This is a genomic window from Sulfitobacter sp. (genome assembly GCF_036960155.1).
Taxonomy (GTDB): domain Bacteria; phylum Pseudomonadota; class Alphaproteobacteria; order Rhodobacterales; family Rhodobacteraceae; genus Sulfitobacter.
In genome coordinates this window covers 327,573-340,409 of record NZ_JBALWB010000002.1, presented here as the reverse complement: position 1 = coordinate 340,409, position 12,837 = coordinate 327,573, and the positions used below count along the sequence as shown (strand labels likewise).

Annotated in this window: 12 protein-coding genes; 2 read left to right on the top strand and 10 right to left on the bottom strand. The window is 53.1% G+C overall.

Annotation, left to right across the window (positions count from 1 at the left end; translation table 11 throughout):
• Nucleotides 1-5 precede the first annotated feature (5 nt).
• The 4 genes from V7775_RS08090 to V7775_RS08075 form a co-directional block, all read right to left on the bottom strand.
• Nucleotides 6-1,979 carry an ABC transporter permease gene (locus tag V7775_RS08090; RefSeq protein WP_335751377.1) on the bottom strand — a complete coding sequence of 658 codons (1,974 nt, stop codon included), beginning with the start codon at nucleotides 1,977-1,979 and terminating at the stop codon, nucleotides 6-8.
• Entirely contained in the window at nucleotides 1,980-2,999 is a 1,020-nt protein-coding gene (locus V7775_RS08085; RefSeq protein WP_335751376.1) for a quaternary amine ABC transporter ATP-binding protein, read from the bottom strand.
• Between the two features lie 72 nt (nucleotides 3,000-3,071).
• The gene (locus V7775_RS08080; RefSeq protein ID WP_335751375.1) at nucleotides 3,072-4,013 is read right to left on the bottom strand and encodes an ABC transporter substrate-binding protein; all 942 of its coding nucleotides are present in this window, start codon (nucleotides 4,011-4,013) and stop codon (nucleotides 3,072-3,074) included.
• A gap of 264 nt (nucleotides 4,014-4,277) precedes the next feature.
• Nucleotides 4,278-5,282 (bottom strand): GlxA family transcriptional regulator, encoded by a 1,005-nt coding sequence (locus V7775_RS08075; RefSeq protein WP_335751374.1) that lies wholly within the window; start codon nucleotides 5,280-5,282, stop codon nucleotides 4,278-4,280.
• Between the two features lie 124 nt (nucleotides 5,283-5,406).
• Between V7775_RS08075 and V7775_RS08070 the strand changes: the two genes are divergently transcribed.
• Nucleotides 5,407-6,036, top strand: coding sequence for a helix-turn-helix domain-containing protein (locus tag V7775_RS08070; protein ID WP_335751373.1), 630 nt, complete (start codon nucleotides 5,407-5,409; stop codon nucleotides 6,034-6,036).
• A gap of 3 nt (nucleotides 6,037-6,039) precedes the next feature.
• Here the strand turns inward: V7775_RS08070 and V7775_RS08065 are convergent, their stop codons facing one another.
• The 6 genes from V7775_RS08065 to V7775_RS08040 form a co-directional block, all read right to left on the bottom strand.
• Nucleotides 6,040-7,107: a heme-dependent oxidative N-demethylase family protein gene (locus V7775_RS08065; protein WP_335751372.1), complete on the bottom strand. Its 1,068-nt coding sequence runs from the start codon at nucleotides 7,105-7,107 to the stop codon at nucleotides 6,040-6,042.
• Nucleotides 7,108-7,147: 40 nt separating this feature from the next.
• Nucleotides 7,148-8,110, bottom strand: a complete 963-nt coding sequence (locus V7775_RS08060; protein ID WP_335751371.1) for a PDR/VanB family oxidoreductase — start codon at nucleotides 8,108-8,110, stop codon at nucleotides 7,148-7,150.
• Nucleotides 8,107-8,703 carry a dimethylamine monooxygenase subunit DmmA family protein gene (locus V7775_RS08055; RefSeq protein ID WP_335751370.1) on the bottom strand — a complete coding sequence of 199 codons (597 nt, stop codon included), beginning with the start codon at nucleotides 8,701-8,703 and terminating at the stop codon, nucleotides 8,107-8,109. Before V7775_RS08055 ends, V7775_RS08060 begins: the two co-directional genes overlap by 4 nt.
• Nucleotides 8,704-8,774: 71 nt before the next feature.
• A complete protein-coding gene (locus V7775_RS08050; protein WP_335751369.1) occupies nucleotides 8,775-9,923 on the bottom strand; it encodes an aminomethyltransferase family protein in 1,149 nt (382 codons plus the stop codon).
• Between the two features lie 163 nt (nucleotides 9,924-10,086).
• Entirely contained in the window at nucleotides 10,087-10,257 is a 171-nt protein-coding gene (locus V7775_RS08045; RefSeq protein ID WP_335751368.1) for a hypothetical protein, read from the bottom strand.
• A gap of 21 nt (nucleotides 10,258-10,278) precedes the next feature.
• On the bottom strand, nucleotides 10,279-11,694 hold the full coding sequence (locus V7775_RS08040) for an ammonium transporter (protein ID WP_335751367.1): 1,416 nt from the start codon (nucleotides 11,692-11,694) through the stop codon (nucleotides 10,279-10,281).
• Between the two features lie 212 nt (nucleotides 11,695-11,906).
• Between V7775_RS08040 and V7775_RS08035 the strand changes: the two genes are divergently transcribed.
• Entirely contained in the window at nucleotides 11,907-12,836 is a 930-nt protein-coding gene (locus V7775_RS08035; RefSeq protein WP_335751366.1) for a class II glutamine amidotransferase, read from the top strand.
• Nucleotide 12,837 lies beyond the last annotated feature (1 nt).

Below are 12,837 nucleotides of genomic sequence, written 5' to 3'. Positions count from 1 at the left end.
ACACGTTACGGAAGCCCGAGTGCCCGCTTCTTGTCGGCAGCCCACTTCATGATGGTCAAATCAAATGTAAGCGCCATTAAAGAAACGCATATGCCCAAAACAAAGTTCTTTCCCAGATCAGTACCAGCCAAGGTGCGTTGCAACTCTTGGCCGAGGTCTTGGGTGCCGATAAAGGCCGCGATGATCACCATGAAAAAGGCGAACATAATTGCCTGATTAAACCCGATTGCCATCGTTGGCAGGGCAAGAGGCAGCTGTACGTGCCACAGCTTTTGCAGGCGGGTGGCGCCAGCCATGTCAGCAGCTTCAGTCATCTCTGGCGGCACGGTGCGCAGCCCCTCGATGGTATAGCGCATCAGCGGGACCATTGCGAAAATCAGGATCGAAAAGATCACAGCGATATCCGTAATACCGAACAGCATAATCGCGGGGATCAGATAGACGAAGCTGGGGAATGTCTGTGCCGTGTCACAAATCAGCAAAACGCGCTTTGACCACTTCTCTGACCGCGCAGCGATAATGGCAATGGGCAGACCAAGAAGTGCCGCCAGTGTGACAGCCGAGATGACAGAGTATAGCGTAATAATCGCGCGGTCCCACCAGCCTGACAAAGCCACCAGCGAGAAGAAGACAGCCGCGTAGATCGCCTGCTTGCGCCCCGCCAATGCCAGTGCAAACGCTACCACTAGCATGATAAGCGCAGGCGTCGGGATAGACAGCATAAAGTTGCGGAACGGGATCAGGATTTTGACGTTAATGAAAGCACGCAAGAACCCTGTGACCGCTTGAACACCGTCGATTGCAAGGAACCCTTTAATGAGCTTGTCCAGCTCCCTGCCCTGACTGAAATCCTGACCGCGCCCGATTTGGGAGGCAATGGGCAAAACCATCGACAACAACATAAAGCCGATGAAAAGACCAATCCCCAGCAACATCATTTTGTGGCGTTTCCAATAGGGCGTACCACGCTCAAAATGTTCCGGCTGTTTCACGACCCATGCCTTCGACAAACGGTCCAGCATAACAGCCAGCAAAACAATCGTGATGCCGATCTCAAAAGAGCGCCCCAGTTTGAAGCTGCCCATCATCGCCAGTAGTTTCGCACCAAGGCCCGGCATCCCAATAAATGCCGTTAGAACCACCATTGCCAGACACAGCATGATTACTTGGTTTACACCCACTAAAATCTCAGTGCGCGCAGAGGGTAGATAGACGTGGCGCAGCATCTGGAATTTTGAGCAACCGCTCATCTTGCCTGCCTCAACTACTTCGGGTGACACTTTTTGCAGGCCCAGTGACGTCATCAAGATCATCGGAGGAATAGCGTAAATCGTCGTGGCAACAGCACCGGCAGTTGGTCCCACTTTGAAAAAGATGACTGCAGGCAGAAGATAGGTAAAGAACGGCAGCGTTTGCAGGACCGAGAGAACAGGCTTGATCACGTTATCAACCCATTTGTACTTCCACGCAGCAATGCCGAGCGATAGACCAATCACAAAAGCCATTGGAGCTGCGATCGCGAGCACTGACATGGTTTGCATCGCGATCTTCCATTGCCCAATCAGGGCAGTCCAAACAAGTGTCCCACCCGCCAGCAAGGCCAGACGCCACCCACCAAGGTAATAACCGATCACGGCAGCTACAGCCGCCAACGCTGTCCATGGGACAGGGCCAAGGTTCGGCCAGCGACGCTTACCAAAGAAGATGTTCCCAGACACATCCAGCATCCATTCCAACCCACCCGTCAAAAAGCGCGTGAGCTTCAGCAGACCCAGATCGTCTTTCACAAAGTTGAAAATCGCATCAAGCCAAAGCGCAAAATTCGGGATCATCGCTTCTGGTAGGCGGTGCAGCCATGCAGGAAGGACATTCATCCACTGCAATGCTGAAACTAAAATGGCAACGCCTACAAGAACAAGCGACCACTGGCCCCGTGTCAGAGGTTTCTTAATGTGGCTTGGAAGCGCGGTATCAGCCATTTAGTCATTCCCCAACAAAATCGTCAGGGCGTCATCGCGGTTCATGCCTCCGATGACTTCACCGTCGCGTGCAACAGGAATAACCGAGCGGGTGTCCTGAACGATCTGCTTGGCCAATTGTTTGATAGTCAGCTTTGCGTCCACCGGCTCACCTTCACCAGTTGTATCTGCATTGGCCAAAACGCCAGCATGCACCACACGGGCTTTGTCGATGTCCTCAGTGAACTTCCGCACATATTCCGTGGCGGGGTGAAGCACGATCTGATCAGGTGTATCGCATTGCTCAACCGCACCATCCTTCATAATCGCAATCCGGTCGGCAAGGCGCAGAGCCTCGTCAAAGTCGTGGGTGATAAAGACGATAGTCTTGTTCAAAAGCTGTTGCAGTCGCAAGAACTCATCCTGCATTTCTTTGCGAATGAGGGGGTCAAGCGCGCTAAACGGCTCGTCCAAAAACCAGATGTCAGGTTCAATCGCAAGACTGCGTGCGATGCCCACACGTTGCTGCTGACCACCAGAAAGTTCACGCGGAAAATAATCTTCGCGCCCCTCAAGTCCCACCAGCTTCACAACTTCGAGCGCGCGTTCGCGCCGTGTGTGCTTATCTTGACCGCGCATCTCTAGCGGGAACGCGACATTGTCCAGCACAGTGCGGTGTGGCAACAAGCCGAAGGACTGAAACACCATCCCCATTTTGGAGCGTCGCAGCTCGATCAGCTCTTTCTCGGGCAAAGACATAATGTCCTGCCCCTCGACCTCAATTGTACCACCTGTAATTTCGTGAAGGCGCGAAAAGCAGCGGACAAGCGTTGACTTGCCAGAGCCAGACAGCCCCATAATGACCAACATTTCACCCTTGTGTACATCAAGCGAGACATCTTTGACGCCTGCGATATAACCTGCCTCGCGCATGTCATCAAAGCTCATCCCGGGGGTCATATTTTTGAGAAAATTCTCTGGATTACGACCAAAAATTTTCCATACGTTTTTGCAGGAAATCACAGGGGGCTCGACTGACATAGTAATCCTTATTGATACGTGTCCCCGCCCGATCTGATCGGACGGGGATATAATGATTGAACTGGTACTGGCTTACTTGACCCAGCCTTCCCAGACATCTTTGTTTGCTGCCAGCCATGCTTCGGCTGCCTCATCAGGCTCCATTTCGTCGATATCAACCATCTTGGCCATCTCGGCGATCTGTGGGTTGGTAAAGCTTACCTGCTCAAGCACCGCATAAGCCGCAGGCCACTTTGCTTCCATGCCATCCCAAGCCGCTTTTTTCATATAACCTTTTGCAGGGTTACCACAGTCATAGAGAGCATCAGGATTCGGACCAACAGCTGGATCTTTGTCACAACCGTCTACCCACTCGGGGAATTCGACAAACTCACCGGGCCATACAGCTTCGGCAAAGTTTGGCGTCCAGTTGAACACGACAACAGGCTTCTTGTCTGCTTCGGCTGCGCCGATTTCAGCCCAGAGTGCTGCAGCAGAACCCGCGTTTACAACAACAAAGTCCATGTCCAGTGCTGCTACACGTTCCTGACCATGCTTGAGCCAGTCAACTGGCCCATCAAGGTAGCGACCTTTGTCACCTGTCTCGGCCGTGGCAAAGATCGCAGCACAATCATTCAGCGCTTCCCATGATGGCAAGCCTGGGCATGCATCTTTGGTCCACATTGGATACCACCAATCCTCGCGTGTGACTGCAGCGTGGTCGCCTACATCAACGATACCGCCTTTTTCTTGTGCCGCGCGGAAAGACGCACCAAAGGCACCTTCCCAGACTTCCATCTCAAGTGTCACATCGCCGAGGCGTACGGATTCATAAACCGCTTGGCTGTCTGTTGTTACGTATTCGACGTTATTACCGTTTGCTTCCAATATCTGGCCCATCACATTGGACATCACAATCTGGCTCGACCAGTTGTGGATCGGAATAACAATCGGATCATCGCTGTCTGCTGCGAACGCCATCAACGGCATCATCGACAGAACGCCAGCTGTTAAAGCTGTTGTCATTTTTTTCATGAGTAGTCTCCCTATTTTATTGCACCTGTTGGCGGTGCCTGATGCGGCCACATGTTTCGGGCACGCTTGGATCATTCTTTGAGCGATTCTGTATATCACTTCATTTTATCCAAGAGCACCTTCGCACGATTTTCCTCACAATCAAGTTTTTTTCTTAATAGTAGGTATCTCAAAGTTAGGAGTAACGTTCCGCTGCACAAAATTTCGGCCTATTTCAGGATAAAAACCAACTTGCTGCAACGTATGTGAGGCAACAGCATTTGTTCAGGCTGAAGGGGCGATCGTATTGTCGCGCACGCGGAACATGTTGACCTTCTTCCGGTCCTCCTGCGGGCTGATACCAAAGACTTCGATATAGATTCGGCTCATGGCGGAAGTGGTTGAACACCCGACTGCCAAGGCAATTTGACCCATCGTTTCCTTGCTATAGTGCAAAAGCTGACGTGCTTTATGCATCCTCAAGGACCGATAGTAGTGAAAAGGTGTCTTACCTGTCGCCTTATAGAATATCCGCTCAAGCTGGCGCACAGAAACACCAACCATGTCAGCAACATCTGCAATGTTGATCGGGTCTTCGAGGTTCTGTGTGAACAGCTCAACAGAATGTCGGACGACCTCAGGCAGCATGTCATTTGTGCTCTCGGCAGCAAAAGTGGGTTTGCGTTGGCTCACCCCCTGCCCGCGTACCAGCGGATGCTGGAACCAGCATGCAACTTCGGTGGCGACCCCCGCACCCAATGACGCCTCAACCAGATGCAAGGAAAGGTCAAACGCAGCAGCAGCACCTGATGCGGTCATGCGCCTGCCCCCAACCACAATCACATCCTGGGTGGCATCAACATCCGGGAACTCCGCAGCAAAGGCCGCCTCGTAGCACCAATGTACAGATGCTGTATGCCCCTCTAGCAAGCCAGACCGCGCAAGCGGAAAGACACCGCCACTCACCGCACCAATCACGGCACCGTGGCGCGCAAGCTTGCGCAGCTTTCCTTCGGACGACACAGGATCAGCAAATTTCGATGACGGTCCGCTGAGTAGGATCAGATGGTCCAACCCGTCGCAATCCTCCAGCGCCATGTCAGGCTCGAACCAGACCTTCGCACTCGCCTCAACTCTGTTCCCATCCTCGGAAACGAGCTTCCACCCGAAAGCGGTTTTGCCTGCAATCTCATTTGCAGCGCGCAACGGCTCAATCATCGACGTGAGGCACGCCATGGGAAAGCCAGGGAAAATCAGAAAGCCAAGCTGGATAATTTCATCATGGGTCATAAATTATCCTAACAGGAATAATTTGTACTAGACTACCCTGAATAATCAAAAAAAGTATCTTCACCAGTTGCCACCCGTAGTTCAGAAGGTAAATCTGAACAAAGCCCTGATATTGGACCCGACCATGACACCTTTAAGCCTTGTACAAGACCCTCACAGTCTCAGCACAAACCGCGAAAAGGTGCTCGAAGTGGCAATCGGGCGCGAAGTGCGGGCATTTCGCAAAAAGCAGGAAATCACCGTGGCAGAGTTGTCGACCACAACCGGCCTGTCCATCGGCATGCTGTCCAAAATCGAAAACGGCAACACCTCTCCGTCCTTGACCACATTACAGACATTGGCCAATGCACTGTCCGTCCCTCTCACCTCCTTCTTTCGTGGGTTTGAGGAAGCGCGCATGGCAGTCCACACCAAAGGTGGCGAAGGGGTCGAACTGGAGCGCGAAGGCACACGTGCCAATCACCAATACAAACTCTTGGGTCACATCGGGTCAAACGCAAGCGGTGTGATTGTAGAACCGTACCTGATCACCCTCTCGAATGAGGCTGATGTCTTCCCCACCTTTCAGCACGCCGGGATCGAGACGATCTATATGCTGGAAGGTGAAGTTGATTATCGCCACGGCGACAATGTCTATCCGCTGAAACCCGGCGACACGTTGTTCTTTGACGCCGATGCCCCGCACGGGCCCGAAGTGCTGGTCAAACTACCTGCACGGTATCTATCGGTGATCAGCTATCCCCAAAAAAGCTGAGTTTCAGGCCTTTAACCCGGGCTCGGTATCAAATTCCGGCCATATGCCCTGCGATGTTGGCAAGCCGTCATCAAATTTTGACAGGTAATCCAGCATCATGGGGCGGTTGTCGATGAAGCCTTTGTATGTCGCCAATTCCTCTGGCAAATCACGGATCACACGGTGCAATCTGCGGCCCCACTTTGGCGCGGTCATCAAATCCTGAAAGCTGCACAAGTAGCACCGGATCGGAAACACCAGCGCGTTTGAGCGCGGCAACCTAAAGAAGGTCTGCAACTCCACCCGTAAGTGCTGTTTGGAGCCGATGTTTTCAGGTGTCAAAGATGTCTTCTGGATACCCCATTTATGATAGTTCTCGGGAGAGGTATCGAGCAGCGGGTTCACCGTCATGGTCCAGTTCAACCTCCGCGCAGGCGCGCCTTGCTGAATGTTGAGGAGGAACTTCAATGCGCGCACAAAAATACCTTTCTCATGCGCCAGCGGCACAGGTGCGTGCCATTCGAAAAAGTTCATGCCCAGATCAAAATCAAGCGACCAATCCGCCTGTGTCGTGATCATGCCTGCGTCCATCCACAGGTTGTCATCACGCTGGTCCAGCACTGCAAAATCGCCCTGCGCCTGACGGGTGATATATTCCATCGGGCCATAGGGCAGTGTCGTCTCATCGAGAAAAGTGAACGTATCGTCGATCCCCAGCGGCTTGTTGATCCAACGCCACTTATCGCCGTCACGGTGCAATTCGAACAGGTCGGGGTAATCCTCGGACTTGCTCACCATGATCAGCTCCAGCAGGTCCCAGCCTGCCAGCGTCATATGCGGCAAGGACTGACAGCGCAGCGGATCATCGCGTAACACCATTGCACGGTCACGCATTTCAGAGATGTAGTGCTCATCCACATCAAATCGCATCTCGTAGATCGAGTCTTTTGGCCCACCACGATGCTGCTCCATATTCACGGAATACATGTAGCTGTCTTCGTGAAACGGAAACGGGAACCTCTTTATTGCACGCTCCGAGTTATAGAACGAATAATCGTCGCGGAAGGTCTCGTCGTTGAATTGAATGGTCATAGTCTCTCCTCCGTTTCACCCGATCGTTGGGCGGAACGCGTTATCTGTCTAAAACGAGCGTCTTGCCCTCAAAGCGGGATACGCAGGGCATGATGACTTTTCCGCTGCTGTGTTCGGCGTCGTCCAACCAATGATCGCGGTGTATGAAATTGCCAGTGTAGTCGATGACAGCAGTTTCACACTGCCCGCAAGCACCACCACGGCACAGGTAAGGCGCATCAACGCCCTCCCGCTCCATCGCTTCCAGCAGACTTTCATCTTCACCCACTGCAATAATCTTGTTGGACACGGCCAGCTTTACCTCGAATGGTTTGCCAGGCTGGGGCGCAAGGAATTCTTCGTAATGGATTGCCTCACGTGGCCATCCCGCATCAGCAGCGGTCTTGCGCACCCACTCAATCATCCCTTTTGGTCCGCAAACATAAATATGCGTCCCCAAAGGCTGACCGTTCAGTAGGTTAACCAGATCAATCGCTTGCCTTTGATCATCGTAATAGACATGCGTCTCGTTCGGATGGTGGGTGGTCAACTCATCCACATAAGAACCAAGCGCCTCATTGCGGCAGGCATAGTGCAGCTCCCACGCGCCGCCCATCCGTTCCAGCTGTTTGATCTGGGCTAGGAAAGGCGTGATGCCGATACCGCCTGCGATAAAAAGATGCTTGCGCGCCCGCAGATCAAGCGAGAACAGATTAACGGGGTAGGAGATCGTCATCTCGTCACCCACCGCAACGCTTTTGTGCATGAACAACGATCCACCACGTCCTTCGTCATCACGGCGCACGGAAATTGTATAAGCAGTCTGATCCATCGGGTCAGACATCAAAGAATAAGGATTAAGCCGCGTGATAGCATCATCGCGCATCTCCACCACGGTATGCGCACCACCCGAGAATGTGGGCAACAGACCACCATCAACCCGCTCGAATTTAAAGCGCGTCACCAGCTCGTTGAGGGAAACAATATCCGTCACTTTTACGGCGATTTTCTCCGCGCCACTCATTCGTAGATCCCCTTTGGTTCAGGCACATTTCCAGGGTCTTCTGCATCTATGCAGACCGCCTGATACGCAGCAAGGCGGCGCGAATAATGGTCACGTACAAACAGATGCAATCCACAATGACTGCATTGGAACGGGTCCGTCTCCACATCCTCGGTGATGCCTTTGCAATGCACACATTGCATGCGCCGCGCCACTGATCCGCGGTGCTCTGTCTGGATCGCCGTATGGGGGATACCTGCCTCCATCGCGGCATGTTGCGCTTGTCCCATCAGGCTCTCGGTGCCTGCCAGATAGACCTGAAGGCCCATTTTAGCATCACTCAATGCTTTGCGAATACGCAACTCGGCCGCGCCATAGGTCGGGCCGGCGTAAAACTGTGCGGGTTGTAGTGCCCGCAATGCTGCCTCGAAATCCGTACCTTTGGAAATGTAGACAATATGGGCGGTTTTCATCAGCTCAGGGGTTGCTACATCAAGGACCGCTTCGGCCCCTTGCGCATCAACGATGAACAAATGCGCGGAACCCACGCGCGGCTCAAGCGCGCCGTAAACTGGACGGCTGAGGATACTTTGGGGGAAGGTGAATTTTGACATTTAGACCCTTGGGATGTTGGGAAACCCTTCGAAAGAAAAAGGGGCGCAAGGTTTACTTACGCCCCTATTGATCAGCCCTTAGCAGTGCGGACTGATTTATCTTTATCATAGAACGGCATTTCTTGCGCTGTTGCGGCCAGTTCGGTTCCATCGGGCTGTACAACCGTGAGCTTTGTGCCCGCTTTGGCCACATCCACATCAAGGCGCGCAATTGCCACGCTGTAGTTGTTCAGCTCTGAGGACAGACCATAGGTGATCACGCCGACGTCTTTGCCATCCTGCGTCACGCGGGCAAACATCTCCATCTGGTCCATGCTGTCGCTCAGCTGGACACCATAGATTTTGAACCGCTCTTTACCTTTGGCAGCATAGTGGTTTTCCGCGCCGATAAAGCCGGTCTTTTCTGGCGATACAGTGAACTCCAAGCCCAACTCCCACAGAGTGTCGCCGCATGGCTCATCTGCAAACGGGAAGGTCTCGGAGTTGTCACCTGGGTAGAACAACAGATAGCTTTCAATCCGCAGCATATCGAGGGTCGAGAACTGGCAGGGCCGCACGCCCATTTCCTTACCCGCGTCCAGAATATTGTCCCACAGATGTACAGCATCCTTACTGCGACAGAAAATCTCATAGCCACGCTCGCCAGTGTATCCCGTCCGGCTGATCATCACATCACGGCCAAACAGGCGCGTTTGCATGATACCGAAGTAGGCCAGATCGCGGATCGCAGGGATTTCAACGGCAAGCAGATCAACAGACAGCGGCCCCTGCAACGACAGATCGTGTAGATCATCGTCGAATAGGACACTGACGTTTTTGTTGGCGGCGACTGTGCCCAACTGCTCAAGGCCTGCGCCCGTCCCCAGCACAACCATCCAGGAGTTCACCGCAAGGTGGTAGATGATGCAATCGTCAATAAACTTACCATCAGCATTGAGGATCGACGCATAGGTCGAGCGGCCCGGTGCGATCTTCTCAACGTTTCGCGTTGTCACACGGTCAATGACATAGGCGGCATCGGCCCCCACGACATGCGCCTTCTTAAGGCCAGACACATCCATCAATCCCGCTTTGGTACGGATCGCTTCATAGTCGGCCTTCGCCCGCTCAGGCGTATGGTCATAGAACCAGGCAGTTCCCATGCCGTTCCAATCCTCAAGCTCGCCACCGATTGCTGCGTGGCGTGCAGCCAATGCGGAATGTCTCCATAGAATGGCCATGTATGTATCCCCTGTGTTCGACTCTATTTTGTTGAAAGGTATTCAGCCCCACCCAAACCTAAAAAGCAAGAATAAGAAGCAACTTTATTTCCTGATAGGCAAATAATGCAAAAAGGGCCGCCCATTGAGGCAGCCCTTTCATCGTCATTATCAAAGCGTCAGCTTAGCGGTCGAATGCCTTAGCCTTGGCTGTCTCCGAGCGTTGCCCGATAACAAGAACGGCCACACAGATAATCGCAGCAATCGCTGTTGCTATTCCTGGCAGCGCACCACCCCAGCCTATGAACATCGCACCGTCGACGACGCTCCAGCTTGCTTCTTCATATGGAAACATGAGTTTCTCCTTTTGATTTCATTATTCTGCAGGATGAGCCGGTGTGACAGGTGCGTCCCCGCCCCACTCAGGGTAGCCTTCAGCAGGAACTTTCACGAGATCCATACCGGCCAGCTCAGCGCCTTCACGAATGCGCAGCATACCGAGTTTGTTCAGAACCCATGAGCAGCCGTAGCCCGGCACAAAGCCAAGCAAGAAGAAGACAGCCGCTCCGACGATCTGGCCCAAGAGATTGATCGTTGGTACTTCGCCCACTGCACCCTGAAGTGACGGATACCCCGCGCCCCAGATGCCCAGCATAACGACACCATAGAGACCAATAGTTCCGTGCACGGTCACAGCGCCTACTGCATCGTCGATGCCACGGTTCTCCAGCCAATCCGCACAAGGCTTGAGGATGATACCTGCCGAGAAGGCAATGATGAATGCCATTGCAGGAAAGTAGATATCGAGACCAGAGGCTGTCGAGATAATACCGGCAAGTGCGCCAGACATCATCCAGAACGGATCACGTGTGAACAACCATGAACCGATGATGCCACCGGCAATCGCCATCAGGATATTGAACGACAACGCAGACAATGTAATTGGCGTACCGTAGATCGTCGCCATCTTGTCACCATACCATGACCAAGCCTCACCTGGCACAATCACACAGGCCATAAGGAAACCCCAGAAGCCCACAATGATCAGCATCAGACCAACTACAGTCAAAGGCATGTTATGACCCGGAATGTGGTTGGCCGTGCCGTCCGCGTTAAACTTACCGATTCGCGGTCCAAGGTTGATGAGCACACCCAGCGCAAAGAAACCGGCAACAGCATGTACAAGTCCCGCAGCACCAAAATCATGTACGCCCCACTCAGTGACGAGCCAACCATCGGCATGCCAACCCCAAGCAGCCGCAACAACCCAAGCAAATGAGCCAAGCACAACAGCCAGAATGATAAAGCCGATTGTCTGGATACGCTCAATCACTGCACCCGACATAATAGAGGCCGTTGTTGCAGCGAACATCGCGAATGCACCAAAGAATACACCAGACGCGTTGTCAGCAATGTTCGGACCCATGTATTGCGCTGAATCGCCCCAGCCCAAAGCAATGGATGCGGCATAAGCCCCCCCCGAAATCCCGGCAGGTCCGGCTGATCCGGTGAAGCCTGTGGGCAGTGCCCAGTAGAGATACCAGCCAAAGAAATAGAACGTCGGGATCATAAACGCGAAGGCAAGGATGTTTTTCACACCCGACGACAGCACATTCTTGAGACGCGATGATCCCATCTCATAAGCCAAAAAGCCCGCATGGATGATGATCATCAAAGGAATGGTGAGATAATAAAAGGCTTCGGCAAACATCGTGTTAGTGACGGCTGCACCACCACTTGCTGCCTCAAGCTCGGCCAGTTTTGCGGCCAGTTCGGCAATTTGTTCTTCCACAGTTGGGTCCCCCACATTGGAATTCTGTTGGCTGCGACCTTGTTATAAAGTGCTGGTCGCTGTCGCATGTTAAGCACGATCCCCCAAATCGATCTAGATTTTTTTGCCTAAAGTGAAATAATGTTTCCTGACGGTTGAGTTCTTTTGAATTGATGATAGCGTTCAACGGAACTGCGACACTTGGGTCGCGCACTGAGTCGGAGACAAAAATTATGTGCGGAATTGTTGGTCTATTTCTAAAAGATAAAGCACTGGAGCCGCGCTTGGGTGAAATGCTGACGTCGATGTTGATCACCATGACAGACCGTGGCCCTGACAGTGCAGGCATCGCAATTTATGGTGGTGAAACAGCAGGTCGCACCAAAATGACCGTACAATCCGACACGCCGGACACGTCCTTTGTTGGACTTGCGGAAAAGCTGGGAACTGCGGTGGGTGGCGCTGTCAGCATGTCGGTAAAAAGCACTCATGCCATTCTTGATCTGCCCGCTGGTACCACCGCATCCGCACGCGCCGCTTTGATTGAAATCGACCCTACCATTCGCATGATGAGCCGAGGTGACAGCCTTGAGATTTACAAAGAAGTGGGGCTGCCAAAGGACGTGGCCGCGCAGTTTGAGCTATCCAAAATGTCCGGAACACATGGAATCGGTCACACCCGTATGGCAACAGAATCAGCCGTAACCACAATGGGCGCGCACCCCTTCAACACAGGCGATGACCAATGCCTTGTGCACAACGGGTCGCTGAGCAACCACAACTCCCTGCGCCGCACCTTGCGCCGTGACGGCATCCACATCGAGACTGAAAATGACACCGAAGTCGGCGCCGCCTACCTCACATGGCAAATGCAGAACGGTGCAACATTGGGACAAGCGTTGGAACGCAGTCTGGATGATCTCGACGGCTTCTTCACCTTTGTCGTGGGTACCAAAGACGGATTTGGCGTGGTCCGAGATCCTATTGCGTGCAAGCCTGCTGTAATGGCTGAAACAGATCAATACGTGGCCTTTGGCTCCGAATACCGCGCACTGGTTGACCTTCCGGGCATCGAGAATGCCCGCGTCTGGGAGCCAGAGCCTGCGACGGTTTATTTCTGGAGCCATACAGCCGCGCCCACCACCACAGAGAAGGCCGCCTGAT